General features: G+C 60.8%; 14 protein-coding genes and 2 tRNA genes. 13 read left to right on the top strand and 3 right to left on the bottom strand.

From position 1 onward, the window contains the following. Positions 1 to 45 precede the first annotated feature (45 nt). From coaE to glgX, 12 genes are all read left to right on the top strand, one after another. Positions 46 to 687 carry a dephospho-CoA kinase gene (gene coaE, locus PG2093B_RS05420; protein ID WP_129897617.1) on the top strand — a complete coding sequence of 214 codons (642 nt, stop codon included), beginning with the start codon at positions 46 to 48 and terminating at the stop codon, positions 685 to 687. A gap of 8 nt (positions 688 to 695) precedes the next feature. Beyond that, positions 696 to 2,807 carry an excinuclease ABC subunit UvrB gene (gene uvrB / locus PG2093B_RS05415; protein WP_129897616.1) on the top strand — a complete coding sequence of 704 codons (2,112 nt, stop codon included), beginning with the start codon at positions 696 to 698 and terminating at the stop codon, positions 2,805 to 2,807. A 57-nt stretch (positions 2,808 to 2,864) separates the two neighbouring features. Beyond that, positions 2,865 to 3,842, top strand: coding sequence for a TerC family protein (locus tag PG2093B_RS05410; protein WP_129897615.1), 978 nt, complete (start codon positions 2,865 to 2,867; stop codon positions 3,840 to 3,842). Between the two features lie 161 nt (positions 3,843 to 4,003). Next, the gene (gene pyk, locus PG2093B_RS05405; protein WP_026643180.1) at positions 4,004 to 5,446 is read left to right on the top strand and encodes a pyruvate kinase; all 1,443 of its coding nucleotides are present in this window, start codon (positions 4,004 to 4,006) and stop codon (positions 5,444 to 5,446) included. Positions 5,447 to 5,632: 186 nt separating this feature from the next. Then, positions 5,633 to 5,706 (top strand) — tRNA-Leu (locus tag PG2093B_RS05400). A gap of 123 nt (positions 5,707 to 5,829) precedes the next feature. After that, positions 5,830 to 6,054: a helix-turn-helix domain-containing protein gene (locus PG2093B_RS05395; protein ID WP_129897614.1), complete on the top strand. Its 225-nt coding sequence runs from the start codon at positions 5,830 to 5,832 to the stop codon at positions 6,052 to 6,054. Between the two features lie 102 nt (positions 6,055 to 6,156). After that, the gene (locus PG2093B_RS05390) at positions 6,157 to 6,765 is read left to right on the top strand and encodes an NUDIX domain-containing protein (RefSeq protein ID WP_129897613.1); all 609 of its coding nucleotides are present in this window, start codon (positions 6,157 to 6,159) and stop codon (positions 6,763 to 6,765) included. 260 nt (positions 6,766 to 7,025) lie between these two features. Then, on the top strand, positions 7,026 to 7,811 hold the full coding sequence (locus PG2093B_RS05385) for an ANTAR domain-containing response regulator (RefSeq protein ID WP_129897612.1): 786 nt from the start codon (positions 7,026 to 7,028) through the stop codon (positions 7,809 to 7,811). A gap of 23 nt (positions 7,812 to 7,834) precedes the next feature. After that, positions 7,835 to 10,666 (top strand): DNA polymerase I, encoded by a 2,832-nt coding sequence (gene polA, locus PG2093B_RS05380; RefSeq protein ID WP_129897611.1) that lies wholly within the window; start codon positions 7,835 to 7,837, stop codon positions 10,664 to 10,666. A 30-nt stretch (positions 10,667 to 10,696) separates the two neighbouring features. Then, complete coding sequence (locus tag PG2093B_RS05375; protein WP_129897610.1) at positions 10,697 to 11,617, top strand: Nif3-like dinuclear metal center hexameric protein; 921 nt, start codon at positions 10,697 to 10,699, stop codon at positions 11,615 to 11,617. Continuing rightward, the gene (locus PG2093B_RS05370) at positions 11,607 to 12,224 is read left to right on the top strand and encodes an NUDIX hydrolase (protein ID WP_129897609.1); all 618 of its coding nucleotides are present in this window, start codon (positions 11,607 to 11,609) and stop codon (positions 12,222 to 12,224) included. Before PG2093B_RS05375 ends, PG2093B_RS05370 begins: the two co-directional genes overlap by 11 nt. A 135-nt stretch (positions 12,225 to 12,359) precedes the next feature. Beyond that, entirely contained in the window at positions 12,360 to 14,480 is a 2,121-nt protein-coding gene (glgX, locus tag PG2093B_RS05365; protein WP_129897714.1) for a glycogen debranching protein GlgX, read from the top strand. Positions 14,481 to 14,570: 90 nt separating this feature from the next. Here the strand turns inward: glgX and PG2093B_RS05360 are convergent, their stop codons facing one another. After that, the gene (locus tag PG2093B_RS05360; protein ID WP_129897608.1) at positions 14,571 to 15,800 is read right to left on the bottom strand and encodes an ABC transporter permease; all 1,230 of its coding nucleotides are present in this window, start codon (positions 15,798 to 15,800) and stop codon (positions 14,571 to 14,573) included. Between the two features lie 96 nt (positions 15,801 to 15,896). Here PG2093B_RS05360 and PG2093B_RS05355 point away from each other — a divergent pair. Further along, positions 15,897 to 15,970 (top strand) — tRNA-Pro (locus tag PG2093B_RS05355). A gap of 96 nt (positions 15,971 to 16,066) precedes the next feature. Here the strand turns inward: PG2093B_RS05355 and PG2093B_RS05350 are convergent. Both PG2093B_RS05350 and PG2093B_RS05345 read right to left on the bottom strand, forming a co-directional pair. Further along, positions 16,067 to 17,335 carry a tyrosine-type recombinase/integrase gene (locus PG2093B_RS05350; RefSeq protein WP_129897607.1) on the bottom strand — a complete coding sequence of 423 codons (1,269 nt, stop codon included), beginning with the start codon at positions 17,333 to 17,335 and terminating at the stop codon, positions 16,067 to 16,069. A gap of 239 nt (positions 17,336 to 17,574) precedes the next feature. Beyond that, positions 17,575 to 18,498 (bottom strand): Abi family protein, encoded by a 924-nt coding sequence (locus PG2093B_RS05345; RefSeq protein WP_129897606.1) that lies wholly within the window; start codon positions 18,496 to 18,498, stop codon positions 17,575 to 17,577. Positions 18,499 to 18,640: the final 142 nt, after the last annotated feature.

Below are 18,640 nucleotides of genomic sequence, written 5' to 3'. Positions count from 1 at the left end.
CCATATGGGACCTGTGAGTGGTGTGCGCACATAAGGAGGCATCTCATGCAGACCATCGAAGGGAAACGGTTCGTGCGCATCGCGCTCACGGGCGGCATCGCCGCAGGCAAAAGCACTGTCGCGGCCAGAATGGCCCAAGACGGCGCCGATGTGATTGATTACGACTTCCTTGCACATATCCTGCAGGAACCATGCTCGCCGGCGATCAACCCGCTTGTGGAGGCGTTCGGTCCCGGCATCCTGAACGATCAGGGCGGTGTCGACCGCCGCGCGTTGGCCGGGCGTGTGTTCGGGGATGATGCGCCGCAAAACGCAGTCGCCACACTCAATGGCATCATGCACCCGCAGGTCTATGAGCTCGCCCGAAACAAGGAGCGCGTCCTTGTCGGCGATGGCCGCAGGCACGTCATCGTCCATGACATTCCGTTGCTGGGCGAAGTCATGGAGACGATACCGTTCGCGTTCGACGCCGTGGCCTGCGTGGTGGCGCCGGAGGAAGTGCGTGTGCGCAGGCTCGTCGAGACGCGCGGCATGTCTGAGGCGCAGGCGCGGATCCGCGTGCGGGAGCAGGGGAGTGACGCCTCCCGGCTGCGGTACGCCAATGTCGTCATCGACGCGACACAGCCGTTAGAACAGATGTTCGATTATGTTGATAACCTCGTTGAGGAATGGTTCGACGAGGAGTAAGGATCGCCATGGGATTCAATATCGAGCGCACCAACAGACCGTTCGTGGTCAAGTCGCCGTACAAGCCTTCCGGCGACCAGCCCCAAGCGATTGAAGAACTCGCCACGCGCATCGAGAACGGCGAGAACGACGTCGTGCTGATGGGCGCGACCGGCACCGGCAAAACCGCCACCACCGCGTGGATGATCGAACGGCTGCAGCGTCCCACACTGATCATCGAGCCGAACAAGACGCTCGCCGCGCAGCTGTGCGCGGAGTTCCGCGAACTGATGCCCGACAACGCCGTCAGCTACTTCGTCTCGTACTACGACTACTACCAGCCCGAAGCGTACATTCCGCAGACCGACACCTACATCGAGAAGGATTCCAACATCAACGACGACGTGGAGCGCCTGCGCCACGCCGCCACGGCGAATCTGCTCACGCGGCGCGACTGCGTGGTGATCGCCACGGTCTCGTGCATCTATGGACTCGGCACGCCGGAGGAATACGCGGGCCGCATGCTGTTCCTCAAGGAAGGCCAGCAGATCGATCGCGACACGTTGCTGCGCCAGTTCGTCGACATGCAGTACAAACGCAACGACATCGCCTTTGCCCGTGGCACATTCCGCGTGCGCGGCGACACGGTGGAGATCATCCCGGTGTACGAGGAGCTCGCGATCCGCATCGAGTTCTTCGGCGACGAAATCGACCGCATTTCCACCCTGCACCCCCTGACCGGCGATGTGATCGGGCAGGAGAGCGAAGTGCACATCTTCCCGGCCTCGCATTATGTGGCGGGCCCGGAGCGCATGGAACGCGCGCTCACCTCGATCCAGAAGGAACTCGACGAGCGCGTGGCCGAACTGCGCAAACAGGGCAAGGAGCTCGAGGCGCAGCGCCTGAGCATGCGCACCACGTACGATCTTGAGATGCTCGCGCAGGTGGGCGTCTGCTCGGGCGTGGAGAATTATTCGCGCCATTTCGACGGCCGTGCGCCCGGCACGCCGCCGCACACCCTGCTCGACTTCTTCCCTGACGACTTCCTGCTCGTCATCGACGAGTCGCATGTGACCGTGCCGCAGATCGGCGCGATGTACGAAGGCGACGCGAGCCGCAAGCGCACGCTCGTCGAGCATGGCTTCCGCCTGCCGTCGGCCATGGACAACCGGCCGCTCAAATGGCCCGAGTTCCTGGACCGCGTGGGGCAGACCGTCTATCTTTCCGCGACGCCCGGTGATTACGAACTCGGCTTGAGTGACGGCGTGGTCGAGCAGATCATCCGCCCGACCGGCTTGGTCGATCCCAAGGTCGAGGTGCGGCCGGTCGAAGGTCAGATCGACGATCTGCTCGCAGAAATCAAGGACCGCGTGGCGAAGCACGAGCGCACGCTCGTCACGACGCTGACCAAGAAGATGGCCGAGGACCTGACCGATTATCTGCTCGAACGCGGCATCAAGGTCGAATACCTGCATTCCGATGTCGATACGCTGCGGCGTGTCGAACTGCTGCGCGAACTGCGCGAAGGCAAGATCGACGTGATCGTTGGCATCAACCTGCTGCGTGAAGGCCTCGATCTGCCCGAGGTCTCGCTCGTGGCCATCCTCGACGCGGACAAGGAGGGCTTCCTGCGCTCGTACCGTTCGCTTATCCAGACGATCGGACGTGCCGCCCGCAATGTGTCGGGCACGGTGATCATGTACGCCGACGAGATCACGGCGGCCATGGACAAGGCGATCGGGGAGACCGACCGCCGCCGCGAGATCCAGATCGCCTACAACAAGGAACATGGCATCGACCCCAAGCCGCTCATCAAGAAGATCAGCGATGTCAACGACATGCTCGCGAAAGAGGACGTGGATACGCAGACACTGCTCGAAGGCGGCTACCGCAACGCCAACAAGGCCGGCAACTCGCATCTGGGTGTTCCCTCGATCAGTGCCGAGGAGGCCGACCGCCGCCATGAGGAGATCCTCAAGGCGGGGTTGCCGGCGCAGGATCTGGCCGATCTGATCCGCCAGCTTTCCGACCAGATGCACACGGCCGCCGAACAGCTCCAATTCGAGCTTGCGGCGCGCCTGCGCGACGAGATCCGCGACCTCAAGAAGGAGCTGCGCGCCATGACCGAAGCGAAGCGGTAGATGCGCATGGCGGCGGGACTCCAGTCCCGTCGCCGACACTCCGTAAGCTTGTGGCTTATGGCTGAGACACCCGTAGCGTTCATGATCGGCACATACATTGTGCTGGCCGCCTTCTTCATCGTCGACCTGTTCGTGCTGGGCAGGCGCCCGCATGTGCCTTCCACCAAGGAATGCGTACAGCATATCGTGTTCTTTGTGGCGATGGCCCTCGTCTTCGGCGGTCTGATCTGGTGGATCGCCGGGGCCAAGCCCGCCATCGAGTTCTACTCGGGCTGGCTCACCGAATACTCGCTCAGCATCGACAACCTCTTTGTATTCGTCATCATCATGTCGAATTTCGCCGTGCCGAAGAAACTGCAGAAATTCGTATTGTCGGTCGGCATCACGATCGCGCTCGTGCTGCGAGGCGTGTTCATCCTCATCGGCGCCGCGCTCGTGGAACGGTTCACCTGGGTGTTCTTCCTTTTCGGCGCCTTCCTGATCTATACGGCAGTCAAGGTGGCGCGCGGCGAGGACGACGACGAGGAGTTCCATGAGAACGCCCTCATCCGCGTCCTGCGCAAGTTCTCGCGCATCACCAACGACTACGAGGGGGAGAAGCTGCGCGTCACGAAGAACGGCGTCAAGTATTGGACGCCGATGCTGTTCGTGTTCCTGACGATCGGCACGACCGACGTCATGTTCGCCTTTGACTCGATCCCGGCGATTTTCGGCCTGACGAAGGACCCGTTCCTTGTGTTCACGTCGAACGTCTTCGCGCTGCTGGGTCTGCAGCAGCTGTACTTCCTGCTTGGGGCCTTGCTTGACAAACTCGTCTACCTGCCGCTTGGCCTTTCCGTGGTGCTCGGATTCATCGGTGTCAAACTCATCCTGGAGGCGTTGCACGGCAACACATTGCCATTCATCAACCACGGGCAGCCGATCACGGCGGTGCCCGAAGTGCCGACATGGCTTTCGCTCGCGGTCATTGTGCTCGCGATCGGCGGCGCGGCCCTGGCGAGCGTCGTCAAAATGAAATCCGTCGAATCCAAATGACCCGCGGTTGTGCCCCGATGTACCCACATACCGGTACAACGGAGAATGTGAGCGCTCACATATGACGCTCCGCGAAATCACTCCAAAGCGCCACCGTGGAGTAAGCTGAAAAAGGCATTCGGGCGACCCCCGAAGAAACAACACAGAATAGGTAGGCATTCATGCGTAAAGCAAAGATCGTAGATACCATCGGTCCAGCTACTGAATCTCTCGAAAACCTCACCGCGCTCGTCGAAGCGGGAATGGACGTGGCCCGTCTCAACCGCTCGCACGGCACCCCGGAAGACCATCTGCGTGTGTACAACAACGTGCGCGAAGCCTCCAAGACCACCGGCCGCAACGTGGCGGTCCTCGTCGATCTTCAGGGCCCCAAGATCCGCTGCGGCTGGTTCAAGAAGAACGCCGAAGGCGAAGACAAGGTGCAGCTCAAGGAAGGCCAGGAGTTCATCATCACGACCGATGACGTCGAAGGCGATGAACACATCACGTCCACCACGTTCAAGGGCCTGCCGGGCGATTGCCATCCGGGTGACCCGATCCTCATCGACGACGGCAAGGTCCGTCTCGAGGTGACGAAGGTCGAAGGCAACAACGTGCACACCAAGGTCATTGTCGCCGGGCCGGTCTCCAGCCACAAGGGCATCAACCTGCCGGGCGTCGCGGTGTCGCTGCCCGCCCTGACCGAGAAGGACGAGAACGACCTGCGCTGGGCCATCCAGACCGGCGCCGACATCATCGCCATGTCGTTCGTGCGTTTCGCGACCGACATCGACCGAGCCCACGAGATCATGGACGAAGAGGGTCGCCGCATCCCGATCGTCGCCAAGATCGAGAAGCCGCAGGCCGTGGAGAACCTCGAAGACATCGTCAAGGTGTTCGACGGCATCATGGTCGCCCGTGGCGACATGGCCGTGGAAATGCCGTTCGAAGAGGTGCCGCTTGTCACCAAGCGCTGCATCGAGCTGTCGCGCCAGTACGCCAAGCCGGTCATCGTGGCCACCGAAGTGCTCGGCTCCATGGTGCATTCCCCGGTGCCGAGCCGTGCGGAAGCCTCCGACTGCGCCAACGCCGTGCTCGACGGCGCCGACGCCACGATGACGTCAAACGAGACCGCCGTCGGTGAATACCCGACCGAGACCGTGGTGACGATGAGCCGTATCTCCGGCTATGCCACCGAGCACGGTTTCGACCGCATTCCGAAGCTCAAGGACCTCGACATGTCGAGCACCGGCGCCGTCTCGTCGGCCGCTGTCGACCTGGCCGAGAAGCTCAACGCCAAGGCGATCGTGGCCTACACGCAGACCGGTTCCACTGTGCACCGCGTCTCCCGTGAACGCCCGGCCACTCCGATCTACGGCCTGACGACCAACGAGCACACCTACCACTGGCTCGCGCTGAGCTGGGGCACCGAAGGCCTGCTGCTCGACGAGGATTACCATGACATGTCCCGCAACGACCTCATGGTGTTCACCGACGAAGTGCTGCGCAAGGCCGGCAAGGTCTCCAACGGCGACAAGATCGTGGTGCTCAGCTCCGCCCAGGGTGACCACAAGCCGGGCCGCACCGACACGATCTACGTGCACACGGTTGGCGCCTGCGACTGATTGCAAACGCTGAAGGCACTCCACATGGCTGGAATGCCCCGATAGCCGCTGTGGGCCGGGTGTCTACATGATCAGGTACCCGGCCCGCAGTCGTCTCCCGGTTCGTTCATTGCCATGAATACGCCAGCGTGTGGTGTGTCCGTCGATGCATGTGGTATAGTCGTCAATTGTTGCCGCAAGGCGCACGCCCCTGTATCCCAATTGGTAGAGGAGACAGCCTCAAAATCTGTACAGTGTGGGTTCGAGTCCCACCGGGGGCACAACCGGAGGCCCGCTGAAAAGCGGGCCTCCTTGCATATGTGCCGATGGTGACCATATGCGCCGTGTGTATGGAAGCCACGGCACAGGCAGCAGGGACCAGCGTGGAAGGACCGTGGCGGATTATGGTACAGCGCTTCGATGATTCGCATATTGTGGTGCATCTCGACCGCATCATGCTTGAACGCGGGGTGTCGTTGACCGAGTTGTCGGGGCGCGTGGGCATCACGCAGGCGAACCTGTCGAAAATCAAGAACAACCACATCAATGCGATCCGTTTTTCCACCCTCGCCGCGATTTGCGAAGCGCTGGGCTGCACGCCGGGGGACTTGCTCGAATACAGGCCCTGACCTCATGAAGCCGTCCGGCACATGGTCTTGTTCGCTGGTGCGGAACGTGCAAAGACCCTGTGCGTACAATGGACACAGCTGTTCAAGGTTGAAAGGAACATCATGAGCAAAGCCACATACCGCAGGTTCGATCCATGGCGCGCCGCTCCTGTCACTGAGGAATCACGTGAGACCATTCTGTCCGGCCATTACTTCGACATCGACCGCACATCGTTCGATTCGCGTGACATCGGTCATTTCGACCGCCTCATCGTGCACAAGAACAACGGCGATTCGGTCGGGGTCATTGGTCTGACCGACGATGGGCTGATCCCGCTCATCGAGCAATACCGCATCCCCGTGCACCGTTGGACACTGGAGATTCCCGCTGGGCATGCCATCAAGCAAGGGGAGCGTCCGCTGGATGTGGCGAAGCGCAAGCTTGCGGAGGAAGTGGGGTATGAGGCCGAGCGCCTCACGCAGTTCTGCCGCTTCATCAACACCCCGAGCTATTCCACGCAGTACACCGCGCTGTTCTTCGCTTCGGGGCTCAAGGCGGTGCATGCCGGCAACGACGATGACGCCCTGATGTCGTCCGTGCGCTATTTCACCCCGGAAGAAGCGTTCCACATGGTCAAGAACGGCACCATCCTCGACGCGAAGTCGATCATCGCCATCCAGCGTGTGTACTTCGCGCCGAATCACATGGTGGGCGACGAACATCTGGGCTGAAGCCCGGTTTTCCATGGCATTGGTGCCATGCGTGGCGCACCATGGTGTGCGCTATACTGCATGGAGACCACTTGATGCAATGGTTTGCACCAAGGTTGGCGGCGCTGTGCCAGACGCGGTGCGCGCGCATGCACCGGCATGTCCATGAGGGATGGGGCGGTGCGCAGGCGCAAGGCAAGGTGCCGGCCATCATGGTGATGGAACGATGAAACCGTCGGTTGGCGTGGCCCAGCCGGTTTGACAACGCGAAAGAGGCTGCTATGACACTGGAACACAATGAGCAGGAGCATGAGCAGGAAGTGCTCACCGAAGAGGAACTCGACGACATCGCCCACCAGGAGGATGGGGCGGCAAGCGAGCCGCAAGCGAAGGACGACGCCCAACCGGAGCGCACCAACCCCACCGTGGTGGTGGCCGAAGACGAATCCGTCAACCGCATGGATCTGGTGGCGATGCTCGAAGACAACGGGTACGACGTGGTAGGGCAGGCGGCCAACGGTGAAGAGGCGATTGCGTTGACCCGCGAGCTGCGTCCGGATGTGGTGTGCATGGACGTCAAGATGCCGCACATGGACGGCATCACCGCCGCCGGTGTGATCTGCGACGAGAACATCGCTCCGGTTGTCATGCTCACCGCGTTCTCGCAGACGGATTTGGTCAAGCAGGCCATCGGCGCGGGAGCGATGGCATATGTGACCAAGCCGTATGAGGAATCGAAGCTCCTGCCCGCCTTGGCAGTGGCCATGGGGCGTTTTGCGGAGATCAACGACCTGCTCGACAGTGTGGAACGCAACGAGACCGAACTGCAGGCCACACAGGAAAAGCTCAAGGACGCCGAAGAGAAGCTCAAGAAGACACAAGACACGCTCGAGGAACGCAAGCTCGTCGACCGTGCCAAGGGACTGCTCATGGACAAGGCCAACTTCTCCGAACAAGGCGCATTCCGCTGGATTCAGAAGACCTCGATGGACCAGCGCATCCCCAAGAAGCGTTTGGCGATGGCCATCATCGAAAAGTACGGTGACGACGCCGCGAACGACGACTGATCATCCGAACCTGATTGGACATCATGGATACCTCACCAACCACCACGCACGGAACCCTGCTGGCCGTGGACGGCCATTCATTGGCGTTCCGTGCGTTTTTCGCATTGCCGGTAGAGAACTTCACCACGAAAGAGGGACAGCCCACCAACGCGGTCTATGGGTTCCTGACCATGCTCGCGCAGGTCATCGAAGCCGAGCACCCCGACCGCATCGGCATCGCCTTCGATGTGAAGGGCGGCACATTCCGCAACGAATTGCTTGGTCAATACAAGGGAACGCGCGAAGCGGCGCCGCAGGAGCTACTGAGCCAGTTGCCGCTCATCCAGCAGGCATTGGAGGCATTGGGCGTACGGTACGTGGAACAGCCGGGGTATGAGGGCGATGACGTGATCGCCACCTTGGCCACCATGGGTGAGCAAGCGGGGTACAAGACACTGGTGCTCTCGGGCGATCGCGACGCCTTCCAGCTCATCGACGACCACATCACGGTGCTGTATCCAGGGTACCATTTCAAAGACCTCAAGCACATGGATCCACAGGCGGTGCTTGACAAATACCATGTGACACCGCAGCAATACCCTGATTTGGCGGCATTGCGCGGCGAGACGGCGGACAACATCCCGGGCGTGCCCGGCGTCGGCGATGGCTTCGCCGCCAAATGGATCAACCAGTTCGGCGGCCTGGAGGGCATCATTGAGCATGCCGATGAGATTGGCGGCAAGAAAGGCCAGGCGCTGCGCGACAACATCGAGCAGGTCAAACTCAACCGCAAGGTCAACGCGCTTGTGCGCGACCTCGATCTGGGCGTGGGCATGCAGGACCTCACCTTCGGCCACGTGCACCCGGATCTGTTGGAAGCGTTGTTCGGCCAGCTGGAATTTGGCAGCCGCACGCGTACCCGACTGCTGAAGACCTTCAACAATGGGGGAGCCGGAGAGACCGAACTGCCCGTGGAGCCACGGGACATCCCGGGCATCGTCGAACCGGTCGTCGACACCGTGGGCGACGCCGCGGCGCTGAAAGCCTGGATCGAACAGTATTGCCCGCAACCCGATAGGCATGGCAGCGACCCCGCCGCCACGTTGGACATCGTGGGGCAATACAGGCGCGACCATGTGCAATGCGCCGAAGCGGTGGCTCAATCATGGACACTCCACGCCCAAGGAAGCGCGAAGCCGGGCCATGCCTCGATGCAGATGATGGCGATCATGGCATCGGACCATGCCGTCGTCATCGACCCCACCAGCGACATATTCCGCGCCACGGTGCAAGACCTGTTGAACACGCGTGCCGGCAGCCTGTGCGTGCACGGCTTCAAGGAGCATCTGCATATGCTGGACGCCGCAGGCATCCAGCTGCCCACTGCATTGTTCGACACCAACCTCGCCGGCTACCTGATCGACCCCGAATTCCAAGGCGGCACACTTGAGGCGTGTGCCGAGCACTTCCTCAACGTGTCGGTCGATACGGAGGAACCCCCGGCCCAAGGCACGTTGGCATTCGACATCGAGACCGAAGGGGGCGACCCCCAGCAGGAGTGCATCGAACGGGCGGCATTGGTGACGGCACTCGCCCGGTATCTGGCGCCGGATGTGGAGCAGCGGCACCAATACCCGCTGCTGCGCGACATCGAGCTGCCCACATCCCGGGTGCTGTTCCAGATGGAGAAGACCGGTGCGAGCGTGGACCGTGCGCGATTCGGCGAACTGTATGAGCAGTTCAGTGAGGAATCCGCGCGCATGGAAGAGGTCGCATGGTCAAGCGCCGGGCGTGAGGTCAATCTGCAGAGCCCCAAGCAGTTGGGCACCGTGCTGTTTGACGAAATGAAGCTGACGCCCACCAAGAAAACCAAAAAGGGGTCGTACACGACCAACGCCGCGGCCCTGACCGCGCTGTTCGCGCAATCCGAGGAAGGCTCCAAGGCCAACGAGTTCCTGGGGGCGTTGTTGCGCCACCGCGAAACGAACAAGCTCAAGCAGATCGTGCAGACGCTGATCGACGCGATCAATCCGCAGGATGGTCGCATCCATACCACGTTCACGCAGACGGTAACGGCGACCGGACGGTTGAGCTCGGTCGACCCGAACCTGCAGAACATCCCGAACCGCAACGCCGCCGGCCGCGAGATCCGCTCCGGGTTTGTGCCGGGGCCCGGATACGAGACGCTGCTCAGCGCCGACTATTCGCAGGTCGAATTGCGCATCATGGCCGACCTGTCTGGCGACGAGGCGCTGATCGAGGCGTTCAAATCGGGCGCCGACTTCCACAAATACGTCGCGAGCCTCGTGTTCGCCAAACCTGTGGACGACGTCAGCGCGAGCGAACGCAGCCGTGTGAAGGCGATGAGCTACGGTTTGGCGTACGGATTGAGCACCTACGGTCTTTCGCAACAGCTCGGCATCGGTGTATCTGAGGCGAACGCACTGAAGAACCAGTATTTCCAGACCTTCGGCAAAGTGCATGATTATCTGGAGTCACTGGTCGCGGACGCGCGGCGCACCGGGTACACCGAGACGATCTTCGGCCGGCGCCGCTACTTCCCGCAGCTCACGTCAGCGAGCCGCAATGCGCGCGACGCCGCCGAACGCGGGGCACTCAATGCGCCGATCCAGGGGTCGGCGGCGGACATCATGAAAATCGCGATGATCCGCGCGGACCGCGCATTGCGCGAACACGGGCTCGCGAGCCGCATCGTGCTCCAGATTCATGACGAACTGGTTGTGGAACTGGCGCCGGGCGAAGTCGACGAGGTGACCGAACTCGTCAAGGACGCGATGGAACACGCGGTGGATCTTGCGGTGCCGCTCGACGTGTCCACCGGCATCGGCGCCGATTGGCAACGTGCGGCGCACTGACCCCACCGAACACGGGAAAGGACCCGAAGCATGGCAACACTCAAACAGGTCGTGGACGTTCTGGAAACGCTCTATCCGCTGCGTTACGCGGAAGACTGGGACCATCCGGGACTGATCGTGGGCGACCTGACGCATGAGGTCTCGTCGATTGTCTTCGCCGCCGATCCGACGATGGAGACGGTCGACGACGCCGTGCGCAGTGGGGCGGATCTGCTCATCTGCCACCACCCGCTGTTCTTCCGCGCCGTACATGAGGTCTCAGGCCTCACGTTCCGCGGGCAGACCGTGCAGACATTGGCACAGCATGGCTGTGCGCTGTGGGTGGGGCACACCAATGCGGATGCGTCCTACCGCGGTGTGGGGCAGGCGGCCGCCGACGCGTTCGGACTGATCGATCAGACGCCGATGGAACCGATTGACGATCCGTTGGCCGCGCACCCGGTCGGATTGGGCCGTGTCGGCAGACTCGCCGAGCCGATGAGGCTGCGCGAGTTCGCGGATGCCGTGGCACAGGCGCTGCCCGCCACCAAGTTGGGTGTGCAGGTGGCAGGATCATTGGATGCCATGGTGCGTTCCGTCGCGGTGCTGCCCGGTTCGGGCGATTCGATGTTCGGCACGGTCAATGCATTGGGGGTGGATGTCTATGTGACGAGCGACCTGCGGCACCATCCGGCCACCGACGAACTGCAGCAGTCCGCATATGAGGCTGCGATGCGTGCACAGGGCGTGATGCTCGGCACTGGCGATGCACAGTTGCGGCCGGCATTGATCAACACGCCACACAGCGCCATTGAATCGTTGTGGTTCCGCTATGCGCTCGAAGATGTGCCGAACGCGGTGGAAGTGGCCACCGGTCAACGCCCACAGGTGCGGTGGAACAAGACGAACACGGATCCATGGGCGCTGTCGATCGGCGCGAACATGACGGCGGGAGACGCCGATGGCCGATGAACTGCAACTCAACCGCACATTTGACGATACGTCGGATGGCATCGACATGGATGTGCCTGCGTCTGTTGTCACGAGCGAGACCGTGTACACGGGGGCGATTTTCAGTGTCGAGGACCGGCGCGTCGCATTGACACACAACGATGGCGGCACGACGACAATCCGTCGCCAAGTGATTCATCATGCGCCGTGCGTCGTCATGCTGGTGCATGACACCGTGCGCGACACCTACCTCGTGGAACGCGAATACCGGGCAGGATCGAACATGTATGCCGTGGGGCTGCCCGCCGGCCTGATCGACGGTGAAGAGGACCCGGAACACGCCGCATTGCGTGAACTGCGCGAAGAAACCGGTGTGGTGCCGCAATCCGATGCCGCCATACGGTTCGACCATGTGGGTGACTGGTATTCCTCGGAAGGCATGACTGACGAACTCGCGCACATCTACGTGCTTCACCTCGATGCGTGGACACGCGAACACTGCGAGTTCGACGCCGATGAACATGTGGAATCGGCTTGGGTCGATTGGGAGCGATTGCGCGCCATGCCCATCACCGCATCGAATTCGATGATCGCGATTCTCCACGAGCAGATTCGGCGCATAAGCTGACGACAACCACGCCTACCGGGCGCCATGCATGAAACAATGCCCCCGACAATGGCGCACGAACTACTCATTGAACGAAATAATACGAGTTAGCGACCGGTGTGCCATACTGGAACAATGCAAACAAGACCTGGTTCCATGTACCCGCTTGGCGCAAGCTATGACGGAGCGGGTGTCAATTTCGCGCTGTTTTCCCGTATGGCCGAGAAGGTGGAGCTCTGCCTGTTCGACGAACAAGACAACGAGACCCGCGTTGAACTCACCGAGCAGAACTCATACGTTTGGCATATCTACCTGCCGGGCATCCAACCCGGACAGCGGTATGGCTACCGCGTCTACGGCCCCTACAACCCGGCAAACGGGCAATGGTGCAACCCGAACAAACTCCTGCTCGACCCTTACGCCAAGGCCATCGAAGGCAACATCGACGGCGACGAAAGCCTCTATTCCTACTGGTTCAACGACTCGGACAACCCCAACGACATGAACGACCTCGATTCGGCGGCGCACACCATGAAGTCCGCCGTGATCAACCCGTTCTTCGACTGGGGCAACGACCAACACCCCTTCATCCCGTATTCGGATTCGGTCATCTACGAAGCGCATGTGCGTGGCATGACCAACCTCAACAAGAACGTGCCCCCGGAAATCCGCGGCACCTATGCGGGCCTGGCGCATCCCAGCGTCATCGAATACCTCAAGAAACTGGGCATCACCGCAATCGAACTGATGCCGATCCACCAGTTCGTCAATGACCCCTTCCTACAGGAAAAGGGCCTCAACAACTACTGGGGATACAACACCATCGGATTTTTCGCACCGCACAACGCCTATTCGAGCCAAGGACAACGCGGTGAGCAGGTCAACGAATTCCGTGCGATGGTCAAGGAGTTCCACGCTGCCGGAATCGAGGTCATCCTCGACGTGGTGTACAACCACACCGCCGAAGGCAACCACATGGGGCCCACCCTGAGTTTCAAAGGCATCGACAACCAGGCATATTACCGCCTTGTCGACAACGACCAGATGCATTACTTCGACACGACCGGCACCGGCAACTCCCTGCTGATGCGCTCGCCGCAGACTCTGCAGCTCATCACCGATTCCCTGCGCTATTGGGTGCAGGAGATGCACGTCGACGGGTTCCGCTTCGATCTGGCCGCCACACTGGCACGCCAGTTCCAGGAGGTCGACAAACTGTCGGCGTTTTTCGACATCGTGCAGCAGGATCCAATCATCTCACGCGTCAAACTCATCGCCGAACCGTGGGATCTGGGCTCCGGCGGCTATCAGGTTGGTGGCTTCCCCCCGAACTGGTCGGAATGGAACGGGCATTTCAGGGATTGCGTGCGCGATTTCTGGCGTTCGCAGCCGTCCACACTGCCTGAATTCGCCAGCCGCATCATGGGCAGTTCCGACCTGTACCAGCACAATGGGCGCAAGCCCGTGGCATCGGTCAATTTCGTGACCGCGCACGACGGATTCACCCTCAACGACTTGGTCAGCTACAACAACAAGCACAATGAGGCGAACGGCGAAGACAACAGGGACGGCGAAAGCCACAACCGTTCGTGGAACTGCGGTGTGGAAGGCCCCACTACAATCCGTGATGTCAATGAGTTGCGCCACCGCCAGATGCGCAACATGTTCTCCACGTTGCTGCTCAGCCAAGGCATCCCGATGATCTGCGGCGGCGACGAAGTGGCCCGCACGCAGTTGGGCAATAACAACGGCTATTGCCAGGACAACGAGATTTCATGGACGCATTGGAAGCTCAAGGACTACCAGAAGGACATGTGCGAGTTCGTCGCGAAGCTTGTGCACCTGCGTCTGGAGCATCCGGTGTTGCACCGCCGCCGTTTCTTCATGGGGCGTGACGCGAACATGGCGCCTGACGCGTTGCCGCAAGTGGAATGGTTCGACCACAACGGCAACATCATGGACTTGGAGGCGTGGTCCAACACGCACGCCTTCTCGATCATGGTGTTCCTCAACGGCAGTGACATCCCCGAACCCGACTGGTACGGCAACACGATGGTCGACAATGACTTCATCCTCATCTTCAACGCGCATTACGAGCCGATCATGTTCACGCTTCCCGACGAGCAGTACGGGCGCAAGTGGAAGCTCATCGTGGACACCCACAATCCGAAGGGCCCCGAACTCAACTACGAGGCCGGTTTCGCGATCACCGCGCAGTCGAGGAGTTTCATGCTGCTCATGAGCGACGAGAAGAAGGAACGGCGTTCGGACAACTGAGCCGGCGGATGGCCATTGCGTGATGGGGGCGGGCCCCGTCCACACATCCGATGTGTGGACGGGGCCCGCCCCCATCACGCAATGGCCATGTCACTTGGCCAATGACTGTACCGTGTTCTTCGCCTCGTTCGCCAGCATCGGGCTGCTCATATCGGTGAGCACCGTGCTGAACCCTGCCTGTTCTTCGGCGTCGATCATCTTGTCGAGCGCCGCCGGGTTGATGACCTGATGCGCGAGGATCTGCCGTTGGATGCGGTCCGCTTCTATTGCGGCGATCTGGCGTGAGAATCCGATGAACCAGCCCAGGAACAGCATGGCGGCGAGCGCTTCGACGTTCGTCAGCGTGTTGTTGCCCATGAGCCACGAGATGCCCACGAGCGCACAGACCACAATGGCGAGGTCGGAGATGGCGAAGAAGGCCTTGGAGAGCTGCGGGGCGAGCCAGGGGAGCGCCACAAGCATGATGAACATGAGGACCGGCATGCCGCGTGCGAACACATTGTGCAGAATCGGGTGGGGCGTGTAGCGGAATGTGCCGATGCCGATGAACGCCACACCGGACAGCACGAGCATGACGGTCAATATGGTGATGCGTACCTTGAAGCGGGGGATCTTGTAGGAGACGTTCGGTTGGCGGATGGCGATGTCGCCGTTCGGCCGCACGATGCGGTAGGTGGCGATGAGCTCCGATATGGCGAAGTACGTGATGATGATGATGCAGATACCGCCCAGAATGAGGGTGGTGTTGAACATGCGCGCGGCAAAGGTGGTACGGTCGCCGAGCTCCGAGAAATTGTTGCGGAACCAGTGTGGATCGGTCGTCGTGGAGCTTGCGGTGCTCACGCCGGCAATCACAAAGAAGGGCAGGAGCGCCGAAAGCGTCTTGGCGTTCATCAACTCGGCTTGCACAAACGTCAGATACCCGCTCACACCGGCGAAGGCCGCGGTCAATGCGGGGATGTACGACGTGAAGATCGCCTTGCCCATGATCGAATTCACGAGGGAGAACAGCATGTACGACATGAGGAACAGCGTGGACGCGTAGACGATGGAGAGCGCGAGGATCTCAAAGACGCGGCGCACCGTGTGCACCCACCCTTTCTGCACGTCGAGCAGGCGCATGCGGTGGATGTAGCCGATGATGAACGAGATTACGCCGCAAGCTGCAACAATCGCAGCGCATGCCATGAACCGGCGTTGCGACAACTGCCAGAACGCGGGGGCCAATTGCAGATACAGATACATGCCGCCGCACCCGACAAGGGCACAACAGACAAAGGATATGAGTCCCAATGATTCAGCTCGTTGATGCCGTCCCATACGCTTGCCTTTCCACTCGACACCCCATTGTATCGAATTAGTCACGCGCCATGGTATAGTTATCGCTTGTGCGTGAAAGCATCTTTGTTCACGCCTCGGGCTGTGGCGCAGCTTGGTAGCGCGTCTGCTTTGGGAGCAGAATGTCGCAGGTTCAAATCCTGTCAGCCCGACAAACGCCCCGAGATTCATTGGAATCCCGGGGCTTCTCGTTTCCACATGAAACCACCCACGGCCAAGGGGTACGAAAAAGGTACGACGGCATCAACCTACCGGGACAACACACGCGCACGCACACCGTCCACGGCGCTCGCGACCTCGCCTAGACGCTCGGGCCATAGGCCTGCGTACGTGTCCAACGTGATCGTCGCCGACGCATGGCCCAACTGCGCTTGCAGTGTCTTGACGTCCGCGCCCGCGGCGATCGCTATCGACGCGTACGTGTGCCGCAGCGAATGGATGCTCGCCCCGGAATCCTCCAGACCGACCGCGCGCACCGCCGGTGTCCACACGCGGCTGCGCCAGTTCGGCACCCACAACGTGCCGCCACGCGCCGCGCGGAACAGGGGAGAGGACTCGTCGACGTCATCGCACAGCACGGCCAGATCCGCCAGCAGGAACGAGGGGAACGCCGCCCAACGGGCACGCCCGTTCTTCGGCGCATCCAGCTTCGCCTTGCCGTCCCTGTCCACGCTCCACGTCTTCGACACCCTGACACGGCCGCCCGCGAAGTCCACATCCCCGACGGTCAACGCGGTCGCCTCACCGACACGCACACCCGTGTACGCCAGGAACCTGACCAATAGGCCGTCGACGTCACGACCCAGCTCCGTGGCGGCATCGGCGAGGTCCTCCACCTCCTGGATGCTCAGGAACACCATGTCGTCATCATGGCGCACGATCCTCGGCGTCACCACACGCTCCAACGGGTCGGAGACGATATACCCCATGCCGCGCGCATACTCCATCGCGCCACCGAACACCACACGCACGATGTTGCGGATCGTACGCGCCGCCAACGGGACACCCGACTCCACGGTGTCGGCGGACCCGTCATGCAACGAGTTCACCCATTGCTGCACGCTCTCCGTGTCGATGCGCCCCACCGGCACACCGCCCCACCTCGGCAGGACATGGATCCTCAACTCACGCTCGTACCGGCGATATGTCGAATCCCGCAGATCGATCTTCGTGCCCATCCATGCGCTCGCGACCTCGCCGAACGGGCGGTTGCCCTGCCGTGCGTCATGGTACTTGCCGCTGCGCAGCGCATCCTCCGTGGCAGCGGCGAACGCCTCCGCGTCCTGCAGGCGCCGGAACTTCTTCGTCTGCTGTTTGCGCCTCCCGTCGGGCAGCAGCACATACCAGCGGCACCGCCAACGCGAGCCTTTCCCGTAATCGCTGGCGCGCCATTTGTCCGGCACCGCCGCGGTGAGGGGATCGTGTGCCCTGGCCAACGCCTGCTTCGCCCTCTTGTCCGGGGGATTGCCATCCTTGTCGCACCGCAGCCAACGGTCGTCGATGATGACCTTGCCCATGATGGGCTCCTTCCCGCCCCACCTGCTACACTGGAAGGGCTTTAAAATCCAACATTTACAAGCATCTACGGGTGCCGCCCATTGCCGTGGGCGACACCCGTTCCCATGCGTTCATTCACTATGATTTAGCTTGGCATGGATGCTGTATCAAGCGTATGATGGTTCTCGGATCGGCGATAAGAATGCCACGGGTGTTCTTCCCTCTCGGGGATAGTCGATCCTCACCCTTCTTCTAGCCGTTATTCCCAATGGGCGGCATGGTGGATGCCATCCGAATACGAGGCGTCGCTATTGACAAACTCCCATAGACGGAGTGAATACTCTTCATCGCCTGCGATGTAGTCCACGAGGTAGGAGAGCACCACCAATGACTTCGCGACGGACTTGTCCGAAAACTCCATACTGGAGAACTGATGCTGTGCACCTTGCGGCATGGGAGGAGCCGAAATGATCTCCCTCTTCCACAGACGGGAATGATGTGCGCACATGTTGCGCAGATAACTCATCGACTGGATGGCTGACGGCGCGCACGTTCTCCACTCCCGACCCCGGAACCCCAACGATTTATACAGCTCACGCAACACCTGCGTATTCTTGTGTAGCGACAGCATCTTCGACAAGGTACCGAACGGGATTGCTTCCACCGCGGCCCATATCGGCACAGGCTGATTCCGTCGCCGATAGTGACGGATGCACACCTCCTTCGACTGGGACAACCATCGGCAAAGCTCATTGAACAGTTGTGAGCGGGGACTCTGACGTGACGGGAACTGCGACAGCGCGGCATTCTTGTCGCTGACGGTACGGTATTCGTTGTACGAATTCTCATCGATATAGGAATACGCGCCATCATTCTGGGCGAGCAGATACGAGAACCTCGCCCCTATGGTCCTTTCCAACCGCGACGTACCCTCAAACACAAGAGAACGGAGCCTCTCATCCATCAAGTACGGCGTCAGGAAATCATCGACACAAGTACCTTCGACGAAACGATTGTCCCCATGCGATGGATCCACCTGAAATGCGCGGAAATACCCCGAGAGACGATAATAATTGCAGTCATAGAGGACAGTGCGGAAACTATCGATGTCTTTGTCATCGAGGGCCAGTCCCCGTTCCTCGAAGATTCCGATCATCTCATCAAGCGTTTTCGGATCCTTCATGACCGTCCTCCGAAAAGAAAAGAACCCTCCGGTTTGTGCATACCACAGAAGTGGAAGAGGCCTGGAGGGCTACTGTTAGTTTTCATTTTAGTACCTTTCCGTTGATTGCCACAATCAACGCGTGTTCCAATGGGTTTCGCTG

Origin of the sequence: Bifidobacterium pseudolongum subsp. globosum, assembly GCF_004155535.1 — a bacterium.
Taxonomy (GTDB): domain Bacteria; phylum Actinomycetota; class Actinomycetes; order Actinomycetales; family Bifidobacteriaceae; genus Bifidobacterium; species Bifidobacterium pseudolongum_C.
This window is presented reverse-complemented; position numbering and strand designations above follow the sequence as displayed.

Bases quoted from the DNA above. Each gene is read 5' to 3' on its own strand.
- coaE (WP_129897617.1), top strand. From the start codon at position 46: ATGCAGACCATCGAAGGGAAACGGTTCGTGCGCATCGCGCTCACGGGC.
- uvrB (WP_129897616.1), top strand. From the start codon at position 696: ATGGGATTCAATATCGAGCGCACCAACAGACCGTTCGTGGTCAAGTCG.
- PG2093B_RS05410 (WP_129897615.1), top strand. From the start codon at position 2,865: ATGGCTGAGACACCCGTAGCGTTCATGATCGGCACATACATTGTGCTG.
- pyk (WP_026643180.1), top strand. From the start codon at position 4,004: ATGCGTAAAGCAAAGATCGTAGATACCATCGGTCCAGCTACTGAATCT.
- PG2093B_RS05395 (WP_129897614.1), top strand. From the start codon at position 5,830: ATGGTACAGCGCTTCGATGATTCGCATATTGTGGTGCATCTCGACCGC.
- PG2093B_RS05390 (WP_129897613.1), top strand. From the start codon at position 6,157: ATGAGCAAAGCCACATACCGCAGGTTCGATCCATGGCGCGCCGCTCCT.
- PG2093B_RS05385 (WP_129897612.1), top strand. From the start codon at position 7,026: ATGACACTGGAACACAATGAGCAGGAGCATGAGCAGGAAGTGCTCACC.
- polA (WP_129897611.1), top strand. From the start codon at position 7,835: ATGGATACCTCACCAACCACCACGCACGGAACCCTGCTGGCCGTGGAC.
- PG2093B_RS05375 (WP_129897610.1), top strand. From the start codon at position 10,697: ATGGCAACACTCAAACAGGTCGTGGACGTTCTGGAAACGCTCTATCCG.
- PG2093B_RS05370 (WP_129897609.1), top strand. From the start codon at position 11,607: ATGGCCGATGAACTGCAACTCAACCGCACATTTGACGATACGTCGGAT.
- glgX (WP_129897714.1), top strand. From the start codon at position 12,360: ATGTACCCGCTTGGCGCAAGCTATGACGGAGCGGGTGTCAATTTCGCG.
- PG2093B_RS05360 (WP_129897608.1), bottom strand. From the start codon at position 15,800: ATGGGACGGCATCAACGAGCTGAATCATTGGGACTCATATCCTTTGTC.
- PG2093B_RS05350 (WP_129897607.1), bottom strand. From the start codon at position 17,335: ATGGGCAAGGTCATCATCGACGACCGTTGGCTGCGGTGCGACAAGGAT.
- PG2093B_RS05345 (WP_129897606.1), bottom strand. From the start codon at position 18,498: ATGAAGGATCCGAAAACGCTTGATGAGATGATCGGAATCTTCGAGGAA.